The following is a 26,694-nucleotide window of genomic DNA, read 5'->3' on the forward strand; positions in this document are numbered from 1 at the left end:
TTTTTTTTAGGCTGGTAAGATCTTTGTCAAGTTTGTAAAGTACTATGGATTTGTCGACCAGATACTGCTGTTTTTTATAAAGACGCGACGGCTTAATTTTAGTTGTGCAATTATTAATTCGGCAATATCTTCAGATTGCATTACTTTATCAGGATTACCGTCTGTAAGGTTTAAATCTTTTGCCATATCTGTTGCTACCGTACTTGGTGTTAAAGCAGTAACGCGAATATTGTGTTTTCTCATTTCCTGCATTAAAGAATCTGTAAGCCCAAGAACAGCAAATTTTGATGCGCTGTAAGCACTTGTTAAGGCATTTCCGTTTAATCCTGCCGTTGACGAAATATTGATAATATCACCTGTTTGTCTTTCGATCATATTTGGGATAATGGCACGCGTTGTGTAATAAGTTCCCATTAAATTTACCTGAATGATTCTTTCCCACGCTTCCGGTTCTAACTCTAAGAATTTTCCAAAAGAAGCGATTCCGGCACTATTAATTAAAATATCTATAGTTTTAAATTCAGCCAAAGCTTTTTCTGCAGCGCTATTGATAGAGTTAATGTCTGAAACATCAGCAGATAAAGCTAAAGATTTTACGCCCAAAGCAGTAGTTTCTGCAGCTAATTGATCGACATCAGCCTGAGTTCTTGAAACTAAAATTAGGTTTACTCCCTCTTTTGCTAAGGCAATTGCAATCGCTTTTCCAATTCCTTTTCCTGCTCCCGTGATTAGGGCATTTTTATTTTTTAAGTCTGTCATGATTTATTTTTTAGAAATGCAAAAAGCATCATTTTAGTTACACAAAAATACAGTTTTTGCTTCCTAAAACGATGCTTTCAGTTATTTTCTTAATCTAAGTTTAACAACTTATTTATTCTTTCAAAACCATATCAATACACATTACTGCTGCAAGAATTAATTGTCTAAGCGGACTATCACCCGGAACGGTTTCTTCTATTTGAAGCACATAATTATCAGCGCTGGTGAAAAACTCTTTCCCTATTCCTGCCCATTTCTTACTTACCTGTGCCAATTGTTTGTTTTCATGGCTGAATTTAAAATCCCAACCCGTCCATTTTCCCTGCAGTGTTGCTGCAGTTTTTTCATTTTTATCCAGGATTTCGAACTTTCCTCCAATAGAGAATATTTTTTGTTTAAATGTTCCCACTAAACGATCTTTCTCATCAAAAACTTCAACAGTCGAACGAAACCAGGCAATTCCTCGTTTTACAGAGATAATTTTTTCGCCGGAAGCAGTTGTAATTTCAATATCAAAAGGAGTCATTCTTTTATAATCTGTAAAACGGAACATTTTAGTAAAAAAGCCCAGATTGTTTTCTCTGCAATTCATGATGATTTCATTGCTTTCCGGATTATAAATATCGTAGTTATTGGCTGCTTTAAACATTCCGATATGTTCTTTTACAAGAAACAGATTCTGATTTAGTATTGGGTTCATTAAATTTAGTTTGCGATTAATTTGTAAATATTTTTATCTGATATTTTTTTGAAGGATTTTTCAAAAGGAAATCAAATGTAAAAAAATCTTCGTTAATAATCGAATTTCGCGGCTTCAATCAGGCGAATAAATTCAGCTTTATAGCCTTCAACATCATTTGAAAGTCCTTGTCTGGCCAAATTTTAAAATATCCTCAGAAGATTTGTTCGAAATTAGTTTTGAATCTCTTAATTTCAGTCCAAACCAAGCGACAGCGGTACTGAACTTAAAATCATCAGAAGCTTTTTCTATAGCAACAGTTTTGTTTTCGATTACTTGTACCATTTCGATACTTTTGTCTCCATCCGGTTTTTTGTAACGGAATTTTATAGTGGCAAGTTCATCATTATAATTATTACTGCTTTCTTTTACTTTTGTATATTTTAAATCATCCGGTTGTTCATTTAGATAATTGCTCTTAACTCCTGCAGGAATAATTTCATACAAAGCTGTAACGGTATGATTGCTTCCCAGCTCGCCGGCGTCTATAGCGTCATTTTTAAAATCTTCCGGACGTAATTTTCTGTTTTCATATCCAATTAATCGATAGGCCTGAATTTGTTTAGGATTAAATTCGATCTGAATTTTTACATCTTTGGCAATCGCAAACATGGAACCTTTAAATTCTTTTCCTAAAAAACGGTTTGCTTCCTGAATATTATCGATATAGGCATAATTTCCGTTTCCTTTATCAGCCAATGTTTCCATTTTACTGTCTTTGTAATTTCCCATTCCATATCCTAAACAAGTCAGGAAAACTCCTGTTTTTCTTTTCTCTTCAATTAGTTTTTCCATATCAGAGTTTGAAGTGCTTCCTACATTAAAATCTCCGTCAGTAGCCAGAATTACTCTGTTGTTTCCATTTTTGATAAAATTTTCAGTAGCAATTTTATAAGCCAGTTCAATTCCTGCTCCTCCGGCTGTGCTTCCTCCGGCATTTAATTTTTCAAGAGCATCAGTAATTGTTTTTTTCTCATCTCCAGACGTTGGAGAAAGAACCAAACCAGCAGCACCGGCATACACTACAATCGCTACTTTGTCTTTTTGTCGTAATTCATTTACCAGGATTTTCAAAGATTGTTTCAGTAATGGCAATTTATTAATGTCACTCATTGAACCTGAAACATCAATCAAGAATACAAGATTGGATGCAGGCAAATTTTCTGTTGGGATATTTTTTCCTTGTAAACCAATTTTAAGGACTTTGTTTTTAGAATTCCACGGTGAATCACTTAGTTCTGTATTGATAGAAAACGGATCTGAATTTTTAGGCTGCGGATAATTATATTTAAAAAAGTTTACCATTTCTTCTACACGAACAGCATCTTTAGGAACCGCTTGTCCGTTATTTATAAAACGTCTCACATTTGTATAAGAAGCATTATCGACATCTATAGAAAATGTAGAAAGAGGTGCTGTTTTAGGGCTTTCGAAAGCATTTTCTACAAAAGTATTATAATCTTCCTGACTTGGTTCTACAGGCTGAACATTATTGGCAATTTTCAGTTTTTCATTAAGTTCTTTCTCTGTAAGGTTTTTATAAATCCCGTTTTTTGTATCAATAATTACCACTCCGTTTGAGGCTCTGCTTCCATAAATTGAAGTTGCATCAATATCCTTTAGGACTTTTACATCCTGAACATCATTTGGATTAATTTTAGCGAATTGTTTTGCCTTTACCGGAACTCCGTCAACGATATATAAAGGTTCATCTTTAGAAGAAATAGATTGAGTGCCTCTAATTATCATATTTTGACTTGGAGCAGCCTGCACATAGTTTGAAGAAACTGGTAAACTTACCATTTTACCTTTAGGTTCCCTGGCTGGTTTAGATGTTCTTCTTTTTTCTACAGGTCTATAATAGCTATTGTCTTCCTGTTCTGATGTTCCGTAGCCTACCACGACAACTTCTTGCAATTGATTGCTGTTTTCCTGTAATATTACATTGATTATATTGGATTGTTTGACTGTAACATTTTGAGTATTCATACCAATGTAGCTAAAAATCAAAACATCTCCGGTTTCAGCCTGAATAGAATACTTTCCGTCAAAATCTGTTTGTGTTGCTTTTTTTGATTTCTTAATAACAATACTCACACCCGGCAAAGCCTGATTTGACTTGTCTGTAACAGTTCCGGTAATTGTTTTTTCCTGTGCCATTGATACGAAACATATAAGCATAGAAAGGGCTAATGAAATAAGTTTTACGTTTTTCATGATAGTAATTTTTAAATTAAAATTTTGTTTTTTAGCTAGTTTTTAGCTGCTGGTTTCCCGGTTTTAGTGGTAATTATTACAACTCCCTTTTTACCTTTTTCACCATATTTTGATGTGGCTTCTAAGTCCTGAAGAACTGTAATGGTTTTAATTTCCTGTTTATTCAAAGGTGCATACGGACTTGTGGGATTTGTGCCAAATAAATCATTTTCAGAATAGTATATTCCGTCAATAATATATAAAGGAGCATCTAAAACTACCAGAGAATCTACATTTTCAGGTTGTAAATTCGGAAGTTCTGCCTGCATCATTTTATCTCTTTTTTTGTCATCGCTGTGCGATATTGCATTTCCGTTAAGAACAATTAGCGGAGCACTTTTTTTAGCCATTTGTGGTTGCTTATCAGCAAAAGCAACTTTAGCCGATTCTCTTTCTACAGTTCTGGAATAATCTAAATTTTGAGCTGCTTTATCTTTCAAATTATTATTATCCTCTTCTATGGCATAATCAGCCTGTATGGGTGCAGCGGCTGGTTCTTCGACAATTATTGCATCTGCAGTTCCTGCTCCCACAGGCTCAGTAATATAGATATTTGTTTCTGCTACATTGTTTTCTCTGGTGATTTGCTTATCTAAAATTTTAAGCGCTTCGGGTTTTGGAAGTAGTGGTGATTCTGAAGAAACAACAGTTTTATTTTTCTCTAAAATGTTTTGTTCTATATTTTCTTTAATTACAACTTTAGTATCCTGAATAGCTGTTTTATCTGATTTTATAAACTGAGAACCTATAGATATTAATAATAAAAGAGAAGCTGCAATGGCAATTTTCTTCCATAACGAGATTGTTTTTTTATCTTCTTTCTTGTCCAGTTTATCTTCAACTCGGGTCCAGACTTTCTCCATTCCCGGAAAGTTCTTAGACTCCGCATTATGTGCAGCATCTTTAAATTTATCGAATATTTTATCTTGATTGTCCATCACTATTTTGCTTTTTGGTAATACAATTTATTTACTAATTCCTTTAGCTTTGTTTTAGCGGCATTCAATTGTGATTTTGATGTGCCTTCAGAAATGTTAAGCATCACGGCTATTTCTTTGTGTGCAAAACCTTCAATAACAAAAAGGTTAAAAACAGTTTTACAGCCGTCTGGAATATGGTTTAGTAAATTGAGTAAATCTTCTTCTTCTAGCGAATTAATTTCTTCTGTAAAAGGTTGCGAAAGCAATTTGACATCATCAAGATACATATTGAAATTGGTATTTTTCCTGATGGTTGCCAAACAATGGTTAACTGTTATTCTTCGTGCCCACGCCTCAAAAGCCAGAACTTCTTTTAGTTGTTCCAGTTTTGTAAATATGGTATAGAAAGCGTCAGCCATAGCTTCTTCTATTTCTTCTTCCTTTTTGAGGTATCGTTTGCAAAGGCGATACAATTTTGGAGCCATATGCTCATAAACCTGACGCTGAGCATCTCGGTTCATTTTTTTGCAGTTAGAAATTAGCGTTTCGTTTATCACAATTGTTGTCTTTATACTAAAGAGAGATGAAAAATCAAAAAGGTTGGGACGATGATGAAAAAAAGTTTAAAAAAGGCGTTTATTCTTTTAATAGATGTTTTAAAGATACAATTTTCTCTGTAGAGACGCACTGCAGTGCGTCTTCGTCTAGTGTGTATTTATGGCGGATATTCTTTACGGGAGACGCACTGCTGTGCGTCTCTACGTTATTGTGGGAATCATTGCGAGGGATGAAGCAATCTCATCCAGTACTTTTTTGACTAGCAAATTTGCTTTTGTTAGTGTGGTTGCTTCGTTCCTCGCAATGAGAAAAACTGAGATTAATTTTTATCTTTCATGTTTCTATACCAATTTTCTATTTTTTTAACAGATTCTTCATCTGTTTTGGGATTACAATTCAAACCCAAATTAATTTTTGTTTTTGATATATAAGAGTTTAGAAAAATTATTGCAAAACCTCCAACCTCAGCATTTTCATTCGAAATAAAAGAGGAAAATACATTCATATACCCACAACATTTTTCACGAGAATTCATAATCGACATTAAATATTCCACATTATTTGATTTTACCCAATTTTCAGGAAAATCGCCCATCATCGACATACTATTTATTGGTGTTTTATTATATCTTTCTTTGAAAAGCTTAATGAACGATTTTGGATCTAAATCTTTTGGAGATAAAGTTTTATAATATTCTTTTTTCGTTTTGTTTATTTTAAAAGTATAAAATAGATAACCTCCTCCCAAAAGAATGACAAGCAGTAGTAACAAAAGAGTTGTTTTTCTCATGAAATTTATTTAACCGGCAAAGTCAACTTAAAAATCTTAGTCTCTAACAATTCCGTATCATTATCTTCGCAAAGTAAAAACTCAATTTTGTTATTTTCTTTTTTATAGAAAGTCAAACCTTCAAACTTATTACTTGAAGTGATTTTTTGCGTAAAATCTATTTTCATGGTTTTAAGATCGATTCGGCCAATGAAACTTCCTAAGATTTCCCCATCGTCGTAGGTTGATTTGGTATCTTCGGCTGTTGACAGGAAATAGATTTTGTCTTCAACCAAAATAGCATCGGTAAAACTGGAACGAACGCCTTTTATTTTTGGCAATTTATAATTGGTTGCAACCAAAGCAAATTCTTCGCCAAGACTTTTAGCATGAATGGTGAAAATGGTGTTTTTGTTAGAAATTCCGTTTCCGCGATTGAATAAATACCAGTTTTCCCCATCGAAGATTGCGCCTTCGAGATTAAAATCCTCCGGTTTTATTTCGCCAAAACTCTGCATTAAGCCGTATAAATCGACCAAATTGTTTTTTTGTAAAACGGTTTTGTTTTTAAGGTCAAATTCAATCATTTTGTTTCGGTTTTCGGTTGAACCGGAACCAAAGACATATAAGGTATCATTGTGATGCGTGATGGATTCGAAATCGGGTTTTATATTTTTTGGAATGTTTTGCGACGGGTTATCAATTAAAGGATGTTGGTTCAATTGTTGATTTTGCATATTGTATTCGTATAAATATCCGCTGTTATCGCCAATAATATATAATGAATCGTTATTGAAGAATAATCCTGATGCAGAACCGATGCCTATGATTTGAAATAATATTTCTAATGTGAATTTTTCCATGAATGTTTTATTTTGAAAGCTTTTTTATCTCGACTTTATCTTTTTAAATATATTATTTTTTTCTGCTTCTGAAGTTGTTTTTTTAAGAATGTCTATCAATTCTTTACTTATTAAATGAATATTGTGATTGTAGTTAATATTTACTTTTACATTTTCTTCTTTCTTTAAATTGAAAAAATCGAAACGTTTTTCAATGATTTGATTACCTATTAAAAATTTTAAATTTTGATGACATGAGTGATCTATTATTATCGTGTAGATTTCTTTTGAAGAGGTCTTGTACTGAAAAGGCTTAATTTCTTCTTTTTCAATTATGTCATTGTTTGGAAAATACATATGCCAAAAAATGTTGTCATCATTTAAACTCTCAACGTATTCAGCACATATACTTATTTTTGTAAAATACTTTCGTCCTTTTTCAATCCAAAAAATATAAACCGGATCATTTGGAAAATCTTCTGCGCAAAAAATATTGTTTTCGAATTGACTTGCATCATAAATTTTAACGCTTCCAACACAATAATTCTCATAAACACAAATTGTATCGATTTTTCTGGATTGGAGATTTTTAATAAAATCAGAAGTTAATTTATCAATGTCAATTTCTTTATTGGTTTGTGCATTTCCAATACTGGATAAATAAAAAACAAATAAAAATAGAATTGTTTTGGTCATTATTGATTTTGAAATATTGGAAAAGTTCTTTTGAAAACAATTACTTAGCCCTGATAGCAATGAAAATATTTTGAGAAAAAATACAATTTATCGAAAAAGTATTGCAATGAATAGCAGTTCCGATAGTTATCGGAATTCGTAAAATTAGTATATTTATAATTATAAAAATGAAGAATATATGAAATCGCCAATGATAAAATGTTTGTGGAAACAAAAGCATTCGAAAGGCGATAACAGATAGGACCTTAAATAAAATCAACAGATATGAAATCGATAGACCCGAAGGATTTTAAAGTTACAGATAAAATAAAGTTATCAAAGATTCCAACTTTGCTAAAAGTAAAAGCTGATGACGATGAGAAAGAAGAAAAACTGGATAAAGTACAGGCAAAACTCAGCGATTTGCAGGATGTGATGTATGCACATAATAAATATTCGGTTTTAATTTGCCTTCAGGGAATGGATACATCTGGGAAAGATAGTTTGATTAGGGAGGTTTTTAAAGAATTTAATCCACGTGGAGTAGTGGTGCATAGTTTTAAAACCCCAAATTCTGCTGAACTGGAGCATGATTATTTATGGAGACATTATATAGCATTACCGGAAAAAGGAAAGTTTGCGATTTTTAACCGTACCCATTACGAGAATGTTTTGGTGACGCGCGTTCATCCTGAATTTATTCTGGCAGAGAATTTACCTGGAATTAATTCGGTTGAAGATATTAAACCAAAATTCTGGAAAAAGAGAATAGAGCAAATTAATAATTTTGAAAGTCATATTGCAGAGAATGGAACAATCGTGATGAAGTTTTATTTGCATTTAAGTAAAGAAGAACAACGCCAGCGTTTATTGCGTCGTTTAGAAGAGGGCAAACACAATTGGAAATTTTCGCCCGGAGATTTAAAAGAACGTGAATATTGGGATGAATATCAGGAATATTATGAAGAGGCAATCAATAAAACCTCTACAGAACATGCGCCATGGTACATTGTCCCTGCTGATGATAAAGAAATGGCGCGTTATATTGTCGCCAAAATTATTTGGGAAGAGATGAAACAATACACAGATATTAAAGAACCGGAACTGGATGATAAAATAAAAGCCAATTTTGAAGATTATAAGAAAACATTAGAAAAGAATTAAATAATTAAACCCTGGCGGTTTTGTAAAGAGTCTTAGAAATAAGGCTCTTTTTTTTGCTTTTATGTTACTACAAGTTTACGAGTATTTTGTATTACTAATTTAATGTTAATTTTTATAAGCTAATAAATTCAATTGTGGTAAAAGTCTTGTTTTTTTAATAATATCAAAGTCATTTTAATTTAAAGAGTAGGGATTTACTTTGTAAAAAAAATAGAAACCAATTTTTAGCTAAATGAAACGAATTATTTTACCTCTACTTATTTTAGGTTCGTTACTTACATCTTAATAACGATTCTAAAGACGAAACTCAACCAACAAGTGTTGTGCTGAAAGATCAATCTGTAACGCCAAGTTTATTGAAGGCACAATCAGGTTTTGAAAGTTTAAAAATTTATTCTCTTTTTAGTTCAGATGACGTTTTTGCAGACAGTCCTAAATTTATTTTTGGAGGCTCTGCTGACGGTTCAGGTTTATTAAAAAACACTGACGGAACTTTTACTTTTTTAGTTAATAACGAAGATAATTTTGCGGTTTCGAGAATTACGCTCGACAAAACATTTAAACCAACTAAAGGAGAATATCTATTAAATTCTAATGGAGGAACCTGGAGATTGTGTGGTGCAACTATGGCTACACAAGAAGAACATGGTTTTGGCCCGCTTTATTTAACTTGTGGAGAATCTGGAGAAGAATCTCGTACACATGCATTAGATCCTTATGCAAGCGCAGGTTCTGCATCTGTATCTAAAGAATTGGCAGGGTTTGGTCGTTTAAGCGCAGAGAATGCTTTACCTCTTCGTACCTCAGCATACAAAGGAAAAACAGTTGTTGTAATTGGTGATGATGATTCCGGAACTTACGGAGGTCAGGTTTTTATGTATGTATCAAATACTGTAGGTGATTTAACCGGAGGTTCTTTATACATGCTTAAAAGAAACGATGACAATCAAAGAGAAAAAGATATGGAAGTGAGTAAAACATATCCTGTTTCTTTTGTAAAAATTGAAAATCACACAACGCTTACAGGAGCTCAGATTAATGCAGCTGTAAATACGTTGAAAGCAATTAATTTGGTCGTGTAGAAGATTTAGATTACCGTAAAGGTGGGGATAAAGCTGATCGTGAATTGTATTTTAATGTAACCGGACAAGATGTAACCGGAACAAATGCAGATGCTTCAAGAACTAAATATGGTAGAGTTTACAGATTAAATCTTGATGCAACTGACCCATTAAAAGGAACTCTTGAAGTTATTCTTGATGGTGATAACCGTTCAGGAATCGCTGGTAAATTCCAGAATCCGGATAATATTTGTGTAACTAAAAACTATGTTTATGTTCAGGAAGATGCAAACGGATACGGAGATGAAACTCATGATGCTTACATCTATCAATATAATATTGCTACAAAAGATTTGAAAGTTGTGGTAGAATTAGATCACCGTCGTACTCAAGCTGATGCAGCAAAATATAATGTAGCTACAAAGGATCTTGATCCAAACAAAAAAGGAGTTTGGGAATATGGAGCTCTAATTGATGTTTCTGATCAATTGGGTATTCCGGATACTTTTATGCTAAGTATACAACCTCATTCCTGGACAGGCGAAAAATATAAAGCTGCTGATGGAGGAACAAAACGTCCTGTTGAAAGTCAAGCAAGTCAAATTGTAGTTATTAAAGGTCTAGCGCGATAAATTTTTAAGTTATTACAAACAGTTATCCACTATTTCTTTTGAGGTAGTGGTTTCTGTTTTTCTAAATATTCCTCTTTTAATTGTTATTAGATCATGAAAAAAATATATTGTTTGTTATTCTTGATAGCATTTGTTGCTTGTCAGAAAAAAAGCAAACATCAGGAAATTAATGAGTTGTTTCAATCTGATATTACTTTATTGATTGAAAAAGTCGCCAAGCTTAAATACTCTGTAAAAGCTGATTCTACCGAAGCACAAATTCAGCGACAATTTCTTGAAGCACATCAAAGCTATAAAAAAGTCGAAATGATAAGTGAGTATTATTTGCCTGAGGTTTCTAAATCTATCAATGGACCCGCTATACCAGAGTTTGAAGAAAATGATAAAGTAACCGTTCCTCCAGAAGGATTTCAGGTTATTGAAGAATTGATTTTTCCTGAATACAATAAAGAAAAGAAAAAAGAACTACTTCAGGAATTGGGAGTTTTGTCTGCAAATTTAATTCGGTTAGAAAAAGTTTCTAATTCGACTGAGTTGACAGATGCACATGTTTTTGATGCTATGCGATTGGAGGTTTATAGAATCATAACTTTAGGCATTACAGGATTTGATTCACCTGTGGTTTTAAATTCGCTGCCCGAAGCTTCTGTAGTTTTAGAAACTATCGAAAAATATTATAAAGTTTATCTGGAAAATAAATCGGTTTCGAATTCTAAAGAAGTGCTTCAGATTCTGGAAAAAGGAAAAAAGTATTTAATAGCAAATTCTAATTTTAATGCTTTTGACCGAGCATATTTTATCAAAGAAATTTTAAATCCGTTAAGTAAAGGGATTTTTAAAACGCAATCCCAATTAGGAATTCCGTTCATGAAGGAACAAAGAGGTTTAAGAGTAACAGCCCAAACTTTATTCGATACAGCTGCCTTCGATGCTGAAGCATTTTCTGGTTTTCCGGATTATAAAACAACGCCTGAAAAAATTGCTTTGGGTAAAAAGTTATTCAATGATCCCATTTTATCAGGAAACAACACGCGTTCTTGCGCATCATGTCATCATGCGGACAAAGCCTTTACAGACGGTTTAGAAAAAGCAATTGCATTAGATGGCAAATCGATGATTCAGCGTAATACGCCAACACTTACAAATATTGCTTTTCAGCGTGTATTTTTTGCAGATTCAAGAGTAAGTTATCTCGAAGATCAGGCAATAGCAGTTATTAAAAACGAAAACGAAATGCACGGCTCTTTAGAGAAATCGGCTTTGGCGATTCAAAAAAAAGCTGATTATGTAAAGGATTTCAAAAATGCTTTCCCTAAGGGAGAAATAAATGAGTTTGCAATCAAAAATGCTTTAGCCTCTTATATTCGTTCGTTGAGTAATTACGATTCTAAATTTGACGAATATATGCAAGACAAAACCACATTTACAACAGATGAAAAAGCAGGTTTTAATATATTTGCAGGAAAAGCCAAATGTGCGACTTGCCATTTTATTCCGTTAACAAACGGAACTGTTCCGCCAAATTTTAACCGCTCTGAAAGTGAAATTTTAGGTGTTCCTAATAAAAATAAAAAACTCGATGGAGATCTGGGCAAATTTGTGATTACGCAAGCTGCGATTCATAAATATTCTTTTAAAACGCCAACTATTAGAAACATTGAACTTACAGCTCCTTACATGCATAATGGTGTTTATAAAACGCTCGAAGAAGTAATCGATTTTTACAACGAAGGCGGTGGTTTAGGTTTAGGGTTTGATCTCCCAAACCAAACTTTACCAGAAGACAAATTAAACTTATCTGATATAGAGAAAAAACAGCTTATTGCTTTTATGAGAACTTTAACGGATAAGAAGTATTTGGAGAGAAGAAGAAAGAATAAAGAAGAAAGAGTGAAGAGAATTTAGTTTAGTGTGTTTTGATTTTAACGCAAAGCACGCAAAGAATTTTTACGCATTCTTAGCGGTTAAATTTTCCACCCACAGATTTTTAAAAATTAATTAGTGCTAATTCGTGAAATTTGTGGCAAAAAAAATAAAATAGTTCCATTGGTCAAAACAACAATTTAGTTCATCAAACTAATTTTAGTAGCTTTTTAGGTTTGTGCTCCTTTGCATCAAATTAATAAAAACTATTATCATGAACATGAACAAATTATTATTGCTTACTACAATTTTCTTATTAGGATTAGTTTCTAAAATGAATGCACAATCTCCGCTTCCTATTCATGTTGGAATAAAAGGAGGATCAAATTATTCTGAATTACCGGTTTCAGATGGCTTTAGTTCTAAGCATGCTTTTGGGTATTTTGGTGGCGCTATGGCTCGATTTGATTTTAAAAGATTCTATATTCAGAATGAAATATTGTATAGCGAGAAGTCATCTAAAATTGATAAAACTTCAGGAACAGGATCTAAAAATGCCAAGTGGAAAAGTATCGACATTCCTTTGGTTATTGGATACAAGGTAATCGATCTCTCGGCTCTGAATGTGAGAGTTTTTGGTGGAGGAGTATATTCTTATGTGCTCGATGAAAATTTTTCATCATTAAATCAGTTAAGAGATTCGTATAAGAAATTTGATAAATCGAATATTGGATATCAGGTTGGTGCGGGAATAGAAATGTGGAAATTTACTGTTGACGTAACCTACCAGGGCGGATTAAACAATGTAAATAAAAATTTCAGTTCTAAACCTAATTCGTTTAATGTTAGTGTTGGCTACTTTTTTCTATAAGTTTATCGCTTTATATTTTAACCCTCAGCAGCAAAGAATCTTTTTTGGTTCTTTGCTGCTTGTTTAGAAAATATAGGGCTAATTTTGACTTCGTATTTCTTACAAATTACTTATTTCTTTTTTTAAATGATTACAATACATAAAAACAGACATTGGATATTTTTAGTCTTCTTTTGGTCTTTGCTGGGGATCACTATTTGGGCACAAATGATAGAAGAGTACAATTTTTGGTCGGCTACTACACAGGCCGTTTTAGTATTATTGTGTTCTACTTTCTTAGCTCATTTTTTGAGTGATGTAATATTGCCCAAAGCATTACGAAAAAACAAAATGAACTGGTTTGCAGTTCAAAGTGTTATTGTTGTGTTGCTTTTGTCCTTTTGTCTGGCATTAATTTATACTGTTTTTTCGGATGTAGGATCGCGAGGCCGGTTGTATCATGATGAAGATAATCTAAACTCACTTCAGTTTTTATGGGTGAGATTTTGGGGTAGTATTCCGGCAGCCATTTTAATAAATGGTACCGCTTGTGGACTTCGGTTTTATCAGGAACATAGTGTTATCGAAAAAGACCACGCACAATTACAGCAAGTGCATCTAGAAGCACAAATAAAGATTTTGCAAGATCAGATCAATCCGCATTTGATGTTTAATGTCCTGAATCATATTCATATTTTAATGCAAAGCGATGTAAAACTGGCGTCTGTTTTATTGGTTCAGTTTTCGGATATTTTACGTTATCAGTTATATGAATGTAATAAGGAATACGTGCCATTGCATCTTGAGATTAAATATTTGAAAGATTTAATTGCTGTTGAAGAAACCCGTTGGGGAAATGAACTTGAAGTAAAAAGCAAATGGAATATCGAAGACGGACAGCTTCAGATCGTTCCGTTACTTTTGGTTCCTTTGATCGAAAATGCTTTTAAACACGTTTCCCGACTTCCAAACGAAAAAGGATATGTTCATTTATCATGCGAACAAATAAACCACCAATTGAATTTTAGAATCGAAAATTCGTATACCGAACAATATAAAATTCCATCTAAAAGCCAGGGATTAGGACTTGAAAACGTCAGGAAAAGATTAGCGATTCAGTATCCTGAAAAACATCAATTCGATATCAATAAAACCAATTCTGATTTTACTGTTACCGTAACTTTAGATTTAAAATAATTTTTTTTGCCATTGATTAGAAGGTTTTTTTGTAAAAGAGGAAAGAGGAAAGAGGAAAGAGGAAAGAGGAAAGATGCAAGAATAAAGAATAAAGAGATAGAATAAATCTGCGTGAAACAAAAAAATAAACACAAAAACTGAAACAAAAATTATGAACATGAAATGCCTCGTTATCGACGACGAACCTATAGCAAGAAGCGGGATAGTAGACTTTGTTTCTAAAATTGATTTTCTGGAAGTTATTGGTACTTGTGCTTCGGCATTAGAAGCGACATCTTATATTCAGGAAAAGCAGGTTGATTTATTATTTCTGGATATCAATATGCCATATCTCTCCGGATTAGAATTTTTAGAATCTTTGGATAATCCGCCTTTGGTTATTTTTACCACAGCTTATTCTGAACATGCTTTAGACGGATATCGTTTGCAAGTCGTCGATTATTTATTGAAGCCTATTACATTTCAGCGTTTTTATCAGGCTTCATTAAAGGCAAAACAATGGTATGAAATGATTCAGTCTCCAAAACAAAATCATTTAGATCCGTTTTTATATGTGCGTCAGGAAGAAGGATTTCAGAAGATTTCCTGGGTAGATATTTTATATATCGAAGGAATGCAGAATTATGCTAAACTTCATTTTAAGGATAAAGTTATCGTTATTCACCAAACCATGATTTCATTAGAAGAAACATTGCCAAAAGAGATTTTCTTTAGAATTCATAAGTCATTTTTGGTCAATATTACCCATATAGATTCTGTTTCCGGCGGACGATTGTTTATAAAAGGACAAGAACTACCTATTTCAAGAACACGCCGAGAAGCATTATTGAAAGAGGTAGTCTATAAAAACTTATTAAGCAGATAGCATTAGAATTTCCATTTTAGAGCTATTGCTCCATAAAATGTTGTTGTAAATTTAGGATCTGCAATATCTTTTTCCTTAAAAACATCTTTGATTTTTCTATTTGTAGTCGAGAAATTACGAACCAGAGTCGTCCCTGCGGTAGGTTCTAAGGTCCAGTGTTCACCAAATTTTAGTTGAGGTCTTAAGCCTGCAATAATTTGCTGATATCCTAATAATGAAGATTTATTTCCAATTTTGGTTTCTGCCGTCATTCCGCTTAATTCTACTACAGCCTTTAAATCAAAAGTATCAGACATTCTATAACCTGCTTCTGCGCCTTCAGGAAAAGCAATCCTGAAATGTAAAGCTCCTTTAGATTCCCAATTAAAATAAATTCCCGGAAGTACCATAGGAACACCAAAACTATTGGTTAAAACCGGTCCTATACCTAAAGCCAGATTAGGATTGAATTGTTTTATAAAAAGAACACCACCTTGTATCAGGACATCATCTTTATTAATCTCGACCATATCTGTATAAACACCAACAGAAGCCAGGATCAATAAAGACCAGGAGGGAGAAATGGATCGTAAATGTTTAACGCCAATTTGTGTATTAAGAAGTTCTTTAGGAAACCCTGCCTGAAATTCTATTGGAAGATCCTGAATTTGATAATTCTTGTTTTCCATTCTGGCATAACTTCCATTAAGAAAAACGGACCAAAGCCTTGGATGATTGTATTTGTCCATTTTTAAAGAAAGAGGTACTTCAAAAGCTATTTGGGCTCTTTTAAAATTACTTTCGGCATTTGTTTTAGTACTGTCCATTGGCCGTACGTATTTCGAAAAAGGAACATAATCGACTTTGAATTCACCTGAGATTCCGGATTGTGACCTTGCGGTAAGTGAAACTAATAGAAAAAGAAAAAGCTGTGTGAGATAAAAAACTGTTTTGTTCATGATTTGATTAATTTTTCTGCGAATTACCGCGTTCTAAATCAATCTTAAAAAATCATTTGACTAATGGTGCTTATGTTTTGACCAATGGTATAAAACAACTAAACCCGAGAGACTATGCGATCTCTCGGGTTTATACCAAAAACAAAAAAATAAAATAAACCTTTTCTTTTATAAATCAAAACCGTATGCTAAACGTAAAGCAACCTGGTTGGTTTTGAATTTGTTATAGTCCTCATAACGAACACTGATGTCAATGTATTTGTTGGCGTATCCAATTCCTGGCGCCCATAAAAAAGTAGTTTGATCGTAACCGTTTGTAACAGCAAAACCAGCACCAACTTCTCCTAAAACATAAAATTGATCTTCCCAAATAAAGGCTTTAAAACCAGCTTTTGCAGGAATAAATCCAAGGTCTTTTGCATCAACTCCATTTTCATCTTTTCCCATAAATAAATTGGTAAAACCTGTTGTAAGGGTCAATGATGTTCTTTTAGTTAAATCATATTGTAAACGTACATCACCACCCAAAGCCCAATCGTAAGCGTTGTCTGTAGGAAGTCCTCCGTTTAATCCAAATCCTAATCTAAAACCCTGATCGTAATTTTTAACTTCACTGTCTTGAGCGAAAGTAGTATTGGCGTATAATAAAGCGAAAGCAGCTAGGCATAACATTTGTAATTTTCTCATGACAATTTTTTTTGAATTTTTAATACTGTAAAAATACTTTCAAGCCCTAAGGAGGTTGTTATATAATTTTTAATAATTGTTATATAATATTAGTGTTCGTGTAAAATCGTCTTAATATTAGCTTATGTTTTTAATAATATCAAAGAATCCAAAGCTTCTGATTATCTTTGCCGACTAAAAAAGATTACAAGTGAATTTTGCGCAGTATACAAAGGAGTTTTCATATAATTTAAGATTAGCATACCCTATTATATTAGGAATGGTTGGCCATACCTTAATAGGTATAGTCGATAATATAATGGTAGGGAAATTAGGAAGTACAGAGCTCGCAGCTGTTTCATTGGGAAACAGCATGATTTTTATCGCGATGTCGTTAGGAATTGGTTTTTCGACAGCAATTACGCCAATTGTGGCCGAAGGCGATGCAGAGAAAAATGACAGCAAGATTCGTTCAGCATTTCATCATGGTTTATTTTTGTGTACTGTTTTAGGACTGGTACTTTTTGGTGTAATTGTTCTGGCAAAACCTATAATGGAATTGCTGCAACAACCTGCAGATGTAATCGCACTTGCAAAACCATATCTTGATTGGGTAGCTTTCTCCTTAATTCCTTTAATCATGTATCAGGGATACAAACAATTTGCTGACGGATTATCGTTGACAAAATATTCAATGTATGCCATGATTATGGCAAATGTGCTGCATGTTGGGATTAATTATATGTTGATATATGGAATCTGGATTTTTCCTAAAATGGGAATCATAGGAGCAGCTTTAGGAACCGTTATTTCAAGAATATTTTTAGTAATGTTCATGCATATTATGTTGTCGAGAAGAAACGACTTAAAGCGTTTCTTTAAAAATTTCAGTTTTGACGAGATTAAAAAAGAAACCATAAAAAAAATCATAAGTATAGGATTTCCGTCGGCAATGCAAATGCTTTTTGAAGTCGTTTTGTTTACGGCATCAATCTGGCTTTGTGGTAATATTGGTAAAACGAGTCAGGCAGCCAATCAAATTGCTTTAAGCCTTGCATCACTGACTTTTATGTTTGCAATGGGATTAAGTGTAACTTCGATGATCAGAGTAAGTAATCAAAGAGGTTTGCAGGATTTTAAAAACTTAATTGTTGTAGCGCGTTCTATATTTTTATTGGCCATTATAATAGAGACTATTTTTGCTGTTTTATTTGTGGCTTTCCATAATTTTCTTCCTCATATCTTTTTAAATATGGAGAACAGTGGACAAATTCTCGATAATAGCGAAGTAATATCTATAGCATCGAAATTGCTTTTGATAGCAGCAGTTTTTCAAATTTCTGACGGAATTCAGGTAGTGGTTCTTGGAGCTTTGAGAGGATTGCAAGATGTAAAAGTTCCTATGTACATCACATTTGTGGCGTATTGGGTTATAGGTTTTCCTATTTCATATTATCTGGCTGAATATACTGAATTAAAGGCGCAGGGAGTTTGGATCGGGCTTTTGGCAGGATTAACGTCTGCAGCAATTTTTCTGTATATTCGTTTTCATTACCTTACAAAAAAATTAATCCAAAATTCACTTTCAAATAGTTAAATTTGAAACTTGAATAAAATTACCACAGATTGTCTAAAGAATTATTTTAAAGTGCAATCAGTGGAAAAAGAAGATAAGAACAAAATAACAAATAAATAAAAATGGAATTACCTAAATTTTTACTCGGAGACAACACTGATTTTCCAGATGATATTTTCATCATTCACCTTGATTACCCAAGATTTATTATCAACTTAAAAGATGATGAGGTTGAGTTTATGGAAGAAGCAGAAGATCTTGACGAAGCAGAATTAAATGCCGAAATGGAAGGTTTAATTGTTCTTGCGAATGAATTTTACGACAGGGAAATAAAACGTTACGAAGAATAAAAACGAATAACTGTTCGTCTTATTATCTGTCTAAATATAAAATCATCTAATGAAAAAATTAAGTTATTTAAAACCTATTTTCAATTTTATCTTAATCGGATTATTGATTACAACTTTAAGTAGAATATTTCTGTTTTTTCTTTTTAAAGAAAGAGTAGAGCAGACACCGGATTTCTGGTATATCTTTCCAATCGGACTTCGAATGGATTTGATTTTATTGTGTTATTTGTCATTTCTGCCGGCAGTTTTAATTACTTTTCTGCCGAATAGAGCACTGAAGTTTACCAATAATTTTTTGGTGATTTATAGCTTTTTATTTCTGTTTCTTATTCTTTTTGTAGAATTGGCTTCGCCGGATTTTGTGAAACAATACGATACAAGACCAAACAAGATTTTCTTAGATTATCTTATTTATCCTAAAGAAGTTGTTGGGATGCTTTTAAAAAGCTACCTGACTTCGATCATTGTCACTTTTATAATTTTAGGAGTTGTATTGTATTTTGCTTTCAAGAAAGGTAAAAAGTATTTTCATACTACAAGTACCGAATATAAATTCAAACTGATAGCTTTTCCATTAGTTGCTTTTTTATTGTTTTTTGGAGCCCGTTCAAGTCTTACTTCAAAACGTCCTATCAATGCCAGTAATGCAGTTTTCTCAACAGATCAGTTAACGAATACTTTGGGATTAAATTCATTTTATACCGTAGCTTTTGCAGCTTATTCGATTAAAAATGAAGGAAACACGAAGATGTATGGTAAAATGGAGGAAGCCGAAGCAATTGCTCGTGTAAAAAAATACATGATTGCCGGACCAAATGATTTTACAGATGCTGAGATTCCGTTTCTTCATGTGCAGAAACCGGATACACTTTTAAAGAAACCATATAATTTAGTAATTTTTCTACAAGAAAGTTTAGGTGCTGAATATGTTGGGATTTTAGGTGGAAAACCACTAACGCCTGAATTTGATAAACTATCAAAAGAAGGATTGTTGTTTACGAATTTATATTGCACGGGAACTAGAAGTGTGCGTGGAATTGAAGCTGTGGTAACCGGATTTTTACCTTCACCATCAGAAAGTGTTGTAAAACTTGGAAACTCTCAACAGGGATTTTTTACACTTGCTGATGCTTTAAAACAAAAAGGATACGATACCAGTTTTATTTATGGCGGAATGGCTAATTTTGATAACATGGCTTCGTTTTTTAATGGAAATGGTTTTGAAGATATTGTAGATCAGGAAGATTTTGACTCAGATGGAAATAAATATGCGTTTAAAGGAACCTGGGGTTATTCTGATGAAGATTTAGTAACTAAAGCAAATAATTATTTTAAAGGAAAAGGAGATAAACCCTTCTTTTCATTAATGTTCTCAACTTCAAATCACGAGCCTTTTGAATATCCGGCAGGAAGAATCAAACCGTATGACAAAATACCTGCAACGGTAAATAATGCCATGAAATATGCTGATTTCTCTATTGGAAAGTTTTTTGAAATGGCTAAAAAAGAACCGTATTTCAAAAACACTATTTTTATTGTAATAGCAGATCACAATACAAGGACTTACGGAAAAAATTTAGTTCCAATTAATAAATTTCATATTCCGGCTTTGATTATGGGACCAGGAGTTCAAAAAGGAACTGTTTATAACAAACTTGCAAGTCAGATCGATATTCCACCAACGCTATTAAGCTATTTAGGAGTTCCGTTTGAAACACCAATGGTAGGAAGAAATCTAAATAAATTAGATCCAAAAACACAAGGAAGATCAATCATGCAGTTTAATGATATCAATGCTTTCAGAGTCGAAAATCAAGTTGTAATCATGCAGCCTAATTTGAAACCTTTGCAATTCGAAATCAAAAATGATACGACTTTAGTTCCTGTAAAATTAAATGAAGAATTAGCAAAAGATGCTTTGGCACATGTAATTACAGCAGGAAATTTATATAAAGAGAATAAGTATAAGTTGAGGAAGAAATAGGTTCAAAGGAACATAGATGCAAAGGTTCAAAGAAACAAAGCGTAAAAAACTTTGTAGCTTTGAACCTTTGCTACTTTGAACCTTTATTAAAATATAACGACAACAAACTCTGAGCAGCTGCAAAAGGTGATATTTCATCGTTTTGCACTGCTTTTTTGTTTTGTTCTAATTGCGAAATAATCTCAGGCTGATTGTAGAAATTCAATTTTAATTGCTCGTTAATTGTTTCCATCATCCAGAAATGATTTTGTTCTTTCCTTTTTTCCTGGAAGAAACCGGATTGATTTGTCAGTTCAAAATATTGAGAAATTGTATTCCAAATTTCAGCAATGCCTTCTTTTGTAATAGCGCTGCAAGTCGTGACTTTTGGCTGCCAGTTTGATTTTTTTGGAGGGAATAAGTGCAAAGCCCTGTTGAATTCCAGTTTTGCCTGATTTGCTTTTTTTATATTATCTCCGTCAGCTTTATTGATGACAATTGCATCTGCCATTTCCATAATACCACGTTTAATGCCTTGAAGTTCATCGCCGGCACCGGAAATTTTCAATAATAAAAAAAAGTCAACCATACTATGAACGGCAGTTTCACTTTGTCCAACACCAACTGTTTCGATAATGATTGTATCAAAACCTGCGGCTTCACATAAAATGATTGATTCACGTGTTTTTCTGGCTACACCGCCCAGTGTATCTCCGGAAGCGCTTGGTCTTATAAAAGCGTTTTCATCCTTTACTAATTCTTCCATGCGTGTTTTATCTCCAAGAATACTTCCGTGTGAAAGTGAACTACTTGGATCAACGGCCAGAACAGCAACTTTTTTACCCAGTTGAGTCAGGAAACTTCCAAAAGCTTCAATAAAAGTACTTTTGCCAACACCAGGAACTCCTGTGATTCCTATTCTGATAGATTTATTTGCATAGGGCAAACAGCCATTAATGACTTCGTTTGCTTTTGCAGTGTGAGTAGAATTTGTACTTTCTACCAAAGTTATGGCGCGGCTAAGGGATGTAATATTTCCGTTTATAATACCGTCAATCATTTCAATAGAAGAGGGTTGTTGTCTTCTGTTTTTTTTAATTAGATTGATAGCAGCATCATTGGTGATTTCAGGTGGTGAAATCCCGGCTTTTTCTTGTAAACTGCTGGATTGATTTTTTGAACTTGACAAAATGTACTTTTTGATACTGTAAAAGTACAGAAAACAAAAACAGTTTCAAAAAGACAATTAACCCTTTTGAAACTGTTGAGTTTGTTTACCACGAATGAAATACAGTACTTGCTTTTATTCTTAGTAATCTAATTCGTGAAAATCGTGTTTTAATAAGCTGCTGTAAAACGAACTTGGTGGTGTTTTGCGTTTTCGGCTTCATCAGCAATTACAACTGCTAAATCTTCAACTGAAAGTATACTTCTTTGCTCGTCATTAAATACCGGATTGTCCAGACCTAAACGATATTTTCCTGTTCTTCCGGTTGTAATTCCCTGATGCATTTCAAAAGCCGGACTAAAAAATGCCCAGTCTAATTCTTTTTCTTCTTTAATAATATTTAGATAATCCCTTGCAGCTGTTGCACCGGCATGATATTCTTTAGGAAAATCAGGTGTGTCAACTGCTTGCAAACCCGGAGCTACAAATAAACTTCCTGCTCCTCCAATTGTAATAAAACGTTTAACACCGGATTTTTTCACCGCTTCCTGAATGGCTTTAGATCCTGCAATAAAATCATCGTAAATATTTGGATTCGTCCAACCTGAATTATAAGCATTGATTACAACGTCGTTTCCTTTTAGAATTTCTGCCAAAGCATCAACATTAAAAATATCAGCACTTTTCCAGGTTGCATTTGTTGTGTCTTTTGGGTTTCTTGCAATTGCAGTAATGTCATGATTTCTGTTTGCTAATTCGTTTAAAATGGCTGAGCCTACAAATCCTGTTGCTCCAATAATTGCGATTTTCATAATATATTATATTTAATTAGTAATAAAAAATGTTACAGTTTTAGGTAAAAAAAGGTTTAGAATTGATTTGAAAAATCTTCGAGAGAAATACCGTCTAATTGCAAGCTCACTTTTTGATTCATGTCAGCATATAAAGCACTCAAATTTTGATTGATTTTTTTACCAACGGGACAATCCGGATTAGGCTGATTTTTTGCATAGCCAAGATTGATGGTTTCAAAAGTCATTTCGAAAATTTCTTTTAATGTAATTTTAGTGGAGTCTACCGCTAATTTTGTTCCTCCGTTTTTACCTTCTTTACTTTCTACAATATGATGTGCTTTTAAGTTGGCAATTTCTTTTCGAACCAAAACAGGATTCAAATTAATGCTTCCCGCAATAAATTCAGATGATAAATAATCATTAGGGAATTTAGTGAGTAAAGTAAGAATGTGAATCGTTATGGCAAATTTACCTGAAATCATACTGTAATAAAATATGTTACAAATGTAATTATGTTTGAGAGAAAAAAAAAGTTTTTAACGAAAAATTAATTTTTAACATAAATGCTATTAAGCTTTTAAAATAAAAACAATTTCAAAAGCTCCTTCTTTTTTATTAATGCTAGATTTGTAATTAATTAGCAACTTTATCCATTACAACAATGAAATTTATAGTAAGCTTTGTATTTTTCTGCTGTTTACCCATTTTAATATCGGGACAAAATCATGCTCAGTTTGCTGACTCAATTCGGGTATCGAATGCAATTCCTGAACTGAGTTATGCCGTGATATCAGGAGATAAGATTTTAGAAATTAAAGCATTGGGGGTACATTCAGTTGATCTCAAAGATGTTGCTGATTTAAATGATCGATTTCATATTGGATCTAACACAAAAGCAATGACGGCATTTATAATTGCTAAATATGTTGAGAAAGGAAAATTAAAGTGGAATACGAAATTCTTTGATTTGTTTCCGGATTTAAAGAAAGCATCAAAGGCGGAATATTATGAGATAACGCTCGAAAAACTAGTATCTCATCAAGCCGGAATTCAGCCTTTTCAAGGAGAAAATGATCCAATAATTCCAGACTTTAAAGGAAACCCAAAAGAAAAAAGAGATCAGTTTGGCAAATACATACTAACATTAGATCCTGTCGAAATTAACTCAGAGCATAAATATGTATATTCTAATGCTGGCTATACTTTAGCAACCATGATGACTGAAAAAGTTACCGGTAAAAGTTGGGAACAATTGGTAGATATAGTTTTTAATAAAGATTTAAAACTGAACGTTAAGTTATCATGGCCTGAAAATCAAATTGCAAAAGATACCTGGGGACATTCATTTGAAAATAATAAATTAACTCCTGTTCCTTCAAACACAGATTATCGTTTGGATTATACAGAACCGGCTGGCGATATTAATATTAAACTTACGGATTATATCAGGTTTATTCAGCTTAATATTCAGGGACTTCAGGGGCATGATAATTACTTAAAAGCTACTACCTATACTTTTATTCATAAAGGTATTGCAGGATATTCTCTGGGATGGTTTAATAGTTATGAGAACAATCAGGATTTTTCTACACATTCCGGAACTGCGGGAACTTATTATACAATTGCAGCGATTGATAGAAAAAAAGGTATTGGTTATATTATTTTTACCAATTCTTTTAATGAAGCGACGGTAAACGGAGTACGATTAATAATGAGAAAATTAAAAAAAGATTATGGCAGTTAACATGTTTTGTCAGGGTTTAAAATACAGCTATTTATAAATTCTTATTTTTGATGCTTTTACCGCCATGAACAATTTTATACTTATATTTTTCTTTCTTGCCTTAGGTCTCATCTTGCAACATATAAAGCAATTTCCAACTCACATTTATAAGGTTTTAAACAAAATTGTTATTTATATATGCCTCCCGGCAATAACCTTATATCATATTCCAAAAATAAAATGGAGTACCGAATTGCTGTTTCCAATATTAGCTGGCTGGATTAGTTTTTTACTGGCTTTTGTATTTTTTCATTTTTTAGGTAAACGATTGGGGTGGTCGAATAAACTTATTGGCTGTTTGGTTCTTACGGCAGGATTAAGTAATTCATCTTTTTTAGGATATCCTATTATTGAAGCTTTATTTGGTAAAAAAGGATTAGAAACCGCTATTCTTGTAGATCAGCCCGGAACCTTTGTGGTGGTTTCTACTCTGGGGGTTTTTGTTGCAGCTTTTTATTCAAAAGGAAGTCCTGATAGCTTTAGTATATTCAAAAAAATAATCTTTTTTCCGCCTTTTATTACTTTTATGGTGGCTTGTTTAATGAATGTTTTTCAGTACGATCTGGATCAAAATCTACAATATGTTTTGGTAAAAACAGGCAGTTTAGTAACGCCACTCGCTTTACTTTCAGTAGGATTACAACTTACCTTTGATCGAAAAAGCCAGCATTGGCGATTTCTTTGGCTCGGACTTTTCTTCAGGCTTATTGTAACGCCTCTTATAATTTTGGTAGTATATGTTTTTATTTTTGACCAGCATTCTGAGGCTATTAAAATAACTATTATGGAAATTGCGATGGCACCCATGATTACAGGGGCAATCTTAGCATCGAGTTATGGTTTAAAACCAAAATTAAGCAGTATGATGATTGGTTTTGGAATTCCTATTTCATTTTTAACACTGGCTATATGGTATTTTATCGTTAGTTTTGTCATTTAATTTTGGTTAAAACAATCATGAATTCATCTACACAAACAATTGCTGCTGACAGCAATGCTTTAGTTCAAAAAACAGTTTACTCAGTCTTATTTTCAATTGCATTTGCACATTTATTAAACGACTTAATGCAGGCAGTAATTCCTGCAACTTATCCTATTTTAAAGGAAAACTTCAGTTTAAGTTTTACACAAATTGGGTTAATTACATTTGTTTTTCAGCTTACAGCATCTTTATTACAGCCTTTTGTTGGTCTCTATACAGATAAAAAGCCAAAACCATATTCACTTGTAATCTCTATGATTTTTACCATTGTAGGATTAGGGTTATTGTCTTTTGCCAGCTCTTTCTGGATGATATTGGTTTCAGTTGCTTTTGTAGGTATAGGATCGTCTATTTTTCATCCCGAAGCTTCAAGAGTAGCTTTTTTGGGTTCCGGAGGTAAACGTGGACTGGCACAATCAATTTTTCAATTAGGAGGAAATGCAGGAAGCGCAATTGGTCCTTTATTAGTAGCACTGGTAGTTGCACCACATGGACAATCTTATGTAATTTGGTTTGTAATTGCCGGAGTTATCGGAATTCTGATTTTATCGAGAATTGCACTTTGGTATGAAAATCATATGGCGCTGAGAGCTGCTAAAAAATCAGGTTTAGAAGAAGAGAAAGTGTTATTGTCAAACAAGAAAATTACAATTTCCATTATTGTTTTATTGTTGTTGATCTTTTCAAAATTCTTTTATATGGCTAGTATGTCAAGTTATTTTACTTTTTATTTAATGAGTAAATTTTCTATGTCAGTACAGGATTCTCAATTATACTTATTTATTTTTCTGGCTTCTGTGGCAGCTGGTACTTTAATAGGCGGTCCTTTAGGAGACCATTTTGGAAGAAAATATATTATCTGGTTTTCTATTTTAGGTGCGGCACCATTTACCTTGCTTTTGCCTTATGCTAATTTGTTCTGGACAGGTATTTTGGCTGTAATTATCGGGATTATAATTGCTTCGGCATTTTCTGCAATATTGGTTTTTGCACAGGAATTAAAACCGGGAAAAGTGGGCATGATTTCAGGTTTGTTCTTCGGATTTGCTTTTGGAATGGGAGGTTTAGGATCTGCTATTTTGGGCTATGTTGCAGATCAAACCAGTATTGAATATGTCTATAAAGTAAGTTCTTACCTGCCATTGATTGGCGTTCTGGCTTATTTTTTACCAAACATTCAAAAGAAGAAGAATTAAGATAGATTTTTTTCTCAGTAAAAGTTTTCTTTAAATGGTTTAGTATTTTGCACATAGTTTTTAGAATTTAAATACTAACTCGATAGAAAAAATAGAATTTTAACTTATTTTTAAAAAATTGATGTTTT

At 33.0% G+C, this 26,694-nt stretch carries 25 protein-coding genes and 1 pseudogene; 13 read left to right on the plus strand and 13 right to left on the minus strand.

The genetic code is table 11. The annotated features are described in order from the left end of the window. Positions 1-42: 42 nt before the first annotated feature. From RC62_RS12000 to RC62_RS12040, 8 genes and pseudogenes are all read right to left on the minus strand, one after another. Entirely contained in the window at positions 43-759 is a 717-nt protein-coding gene (locus RC62_RS12000; RefSeq protein WP_055095468.1) for a 3-ketoacyl-ACP reductase, read from the minus strand. A gap of 112 nt (positions 760-871) precedes the next feature. Next, positions 872-1,459 carry an LURP-one-related/scramblase family protein gene (locus tag RC62_RS12005; RefSeq protein WP_055095469.1) on the minus strand — a complete coding sequence of 196 codons (588 nt, stop codon included), beginning with the start codon at positions 1,457-1,459 and terminating at the stop codon, positions 872-874. A 92-nt stretch (positions 1,460-1,551) separates the two neighbouring features. Further along, positions 1,552-3,715 (minus strand): annotated as a pseudogene (locus tag RC62_RS12010) (YfbK domain-containing protein). 35 nt (positions 3,716-3,750) lie between these two features. Then, positions 3,751-4,692, minus strand: coding sequence for a hypothetical protein (locus tag RC62_RS12015; RefSeq protein WP_055095470.1), 942 nt, complete (start codon positions 4,690-4,692; stop codon positions 3,751-3,753). A gap of 2 nt (positions 4,693-4,694) precedes the next feature. Next, positions 4,695-5,195, minus strand: coding sequence for an RNA polymerase sigma factor (locus RC62_RS12020; protein WP_055095471.1), 501 nt, complete (start codon positions 5,193-5,195; stop codon positions 4,695-4,697). Between the two features lie 356 nt (positions 5,196-5,551). Further along, positions 5,552-6,022, minus strand: coding sequence for a hypothetical protein (locus RC62_RS12030; protein ID WP_055095473.1), 471 nt, complete (start codon positions 6,020-6,022; stop codon positions 5,552-5,554). Between the two features lie 5 nt (positions 6,023-6,027). Next, on the minus strand, positions 6,028-6,864 hold the full coding sequence (locus RC62_RS12035) for a DUF6929 family protein (RefSeq protein WP_055095474.1): 837 nt from the start codon (positions 6,862-6,864) through the stop codon (positions 6,028-6,030). A gap of 24 nt (positions 6,865-6,888) precedes the next feature. Next, positions 6,889-7,539, minus strand: coding sequence for a hypothetical protein (locus RC62_RS12040; RefSeq protein ID WP_055095475.1), 651 nt, complete (start codon positions 7,537-7,539; stop codon positions 6,889-6,891). A 264-nt stretch (positions 7,540-7,803) separates the two neighbouring features. Between RC62_RS12040 and RC62_RS12045 the strand changes: the two genes are divergently transcribed. From RC62_RS12045 to RC62_RS12070, 7 genes are all read left to right on the plus strand, one after another. Then, entirely contained in the window at positions 7,804-8,682 is an 879-nt protein-coding gene (locus RC62_RS12045) for a PPK2 family polyphosphate kinase (protein ID WP_055095476.1), read from the plus strand. 323 nt (positions 8,683-9,005) lie between these two features. Continuing rightward, entirely contained in the window at positions 9,006-9,764 is a 759-nt protein-coding gene (locus RC62_RS23130; protein WP_245176819.1) for a hypothetical protein, read from the plus strand. A gap of 44 nt (positions 9,765-9,808) precedes the next feature. Continuing rightward, positions 9,809-10,375 carry a hypothetical protein gene (locus tag RC62_RS23135; protein WP_245176820.1) on the plus strand — a complete coding sequence of 189 codons (567 nt, stop codon included), beginning with the start codon at positions 9,809-9,811 and terminating at the stop codon, positions 10,373-10,375. Positions 10,376-10,468: 93 nt separating this feature from the next. Then, entirely contained in the window at positions 10,469-12,280 is a 1,812-nt protein-coding gene (locus RC62_RS12055) for a cytochrome-c peroxidase (protein ID WP_055095477.1), read from the plus strand. A gap of 232 nt (positions 12,281-12,512) precedes the next feature. Continuing rightward, a complete protein-coding gene (locus RC62_RS12060; RefSeq protein ID WP_245176821.1) occupies positions 12,513-13,109 on the plus strand; it encodes a porin family protein in 597 nt (198 codons plus the stop codon). Between the two features lie 126 nt (positions 13,110-13,235). Continuing rightward, positions 13,236-14,285, plus strand: a complete 1,050-nt coding sequence (locus tag RC62_RS12065; RefSeq protein WP_055095479.1) for a sensor histidine kinase — start codon at positions 13,236-13,238, stop codon at positions 14,283-14,285. A gap of 151 nt (positions 14,286-14,436) precedes the next feature. Next, positions 14,437-15,150, plus strand: a complete 714-nt coding sequence (locus RC62_RS12070; protein WP_082421288.1) for a LytR/AlgR family response regulator transcription factor — start codon at positions 14,437-14,439, stop codon at positions 15,148-15,150. 2 nt (positions 15,151-15,152) lie between these two features. Here RC62_RS12070 and RC62_RS12075 read toward each other — a convergent pair whose 3' ends face one another. Together RC62_RS12075 and RC62_RS12080 are read right to left on the minus strand one after the other, a co-directional pair. Continuing rightward, on the minus strand, positions 15,153-16,088 hold the full coding sequence (locus tag RC62_RS12075; RefSeq protein WP_055095481.1) for a DUF6268 family outer membrane beta-barrel protein: 936 nt from the start codon (positions 16,086-16,088) through the stop codon (positions 15,153-15,155). Positions 16,089-16,256: 168 nt separating this feature from the next. Continuing rightward, the gene (locus RC62_RS12080) at positions 16,257-16,775 is read right to left on the minus strand and encodes a hypothetical protein (protein ID WP_055095482.1); all 519 of its coding nucleotides are present in this window, start codon (positions 16,773-16,775) and stop codon (positions 16,257-16,259) included. Positions 16,776-16,965: 190 nt separating this feature from the next. Between RC62_RS12080 and RC62_RS12085 the strand changes: the two genes are divergently transcribed. The 3 genes from RC62_RS12085 to RC62_RS12095 all read left to right on the plus strand — a co-directional run bounded on the left by RC62_RS12085 (position 16,966) and on the right by RC62_RS12095 (position 20,664). Further along, positions 16,966-18,351 (plus strand): MATE family efflux transporter, encoded by a 1,386-nt coding sequence (locus RC62_RS12085; protein ID WP_055095483.1) that lies wholly within the window; start codon positions 16,966-16,968, stop codon positions 18,349-18,351. A 101-nt stretch (positions 18,352-18,452) separates the two neighbouring features. Beyond that, complete coding sequence (locus tag RC62_RS12090) at positions 18,453-18,680, plus strand: hypothetical protein (RefSeq protein WP_055095484.1); 228 nt, start codon at positions 18,453-18,455, stop codon at positions 18,678-18,680. Positions 18,681-18,729: 49 nt separating this feature from the next. Next, positions 18,730-20,664: an LTA synthase family protein gene (locus RC62_RS12095; RefSeq protein WP_055095485.1), complete on the plus strand. Its 1,935-nt coding sequence runs from the start codon at positions 18,730-18,732 to the stop codon at positions 20,662-20,664. A 70-nt stretch (positions 20,665-20,734) separates the two neighbouring features. On the opposite strand, the gene meaB is transcribed toward RC62_RS12095, so the two are convergent. The 3 genes from meaB to RC62_RS12110 all read right to left on the minus strand — a co-directional run bounded on the left by meaB (position 20,735) and on the right by RC62_RS12110 (position 23,087). Further along, positions 20,735-21,832 (minus strand): methylmalonyl Co-A mutase-associated GTPase MeaB, encoded by a 1,098-nt coding sequence (gene meaB / locus RC62_RS12100; protein WP_055095486.1) that lies wholly within the window; start codon positions 21,830-21,832, stop codon positions 20,735-20,737. Between the two features lie 149 nt (positions 21,833-21,981). Further along, a complete protein-coding gene (locus RC62_RS12105; protein WP_055095487.1) occupies positions 21,982-22,623 on the minus strand; it encodes an NAD(P)-dependent oxidoreductase in 642 nt (213 codons plus the stop codon). Between the two features lie 56 nt (positions 22,624-22,679). After that, the gene (locus RC62_RS12110) at positions 22,680-23,087 is read right to left on the minus strand and encodes an Rrf2 family transcriptional regulator (protein WP_055095488.1); all 408 of its coding nucleotides are present in this window, start codon (positions 23,085-23,087) and stop codon (positions 22,680-22,682) included. Between the two features lie 179 nt (positions 23,088-23,266). Between RC62_RS12110 and RC62_RS12115 the strand changes: the two genes are divergently transcribed. The 3 genes from RC62_RS12115 (at position 23,267) to RC62_RS12125 (ending at position 26,566) form a co-directional block, all read left to right on the plus strand. Further along, entirely contained in the window at positions 23,267-24,349 is a 1,083-nt protein-coding gene (locus RC62_RS12115; RefSeq protein ID WP_055095489.1) for a serine hydrolase domain-containing protein, read from the plus strand. Positions 24,350-24,413: 64 nt separating this feature from the next. Beyond that, on the plus strand, positions 24,414-25,328 hold the full coding sequence (locus tag RC62_RS12120) for an AEC family transporter (RefSeq protein WP_055095490.1): 915 nt from the start codon (positions 24,414-24,416) through the stop codon (positions 25,326-25,328). A gap of 17 nt (positions 25,329-25,345) precedes the next feature. Then, positions 25,346-26,566: an MFS transporter gene (locus RC62_RS12125; RefSeq protein ID WP_055095491.1), complete on the plus strand. Its 1,221-nt coding sequence runs from the start codon at positions 25,346-25,348 to the stop codon at positions 26,564-26,566. Positions 26,567-26,694 lie beyond the last annotated feature (128 nt).

This window comes from Flavobacterium aquidurense (assembly GCF_001404985.1).
In the GTDB taxonomy this organism is placed as follows: domain Bacteria; phylum Bacteroidota; class Bacteroidia; order Flavobacteriales; family Flavobacteriaceae; genus Flavobacterium; species Flavobacterium aquidurense_B.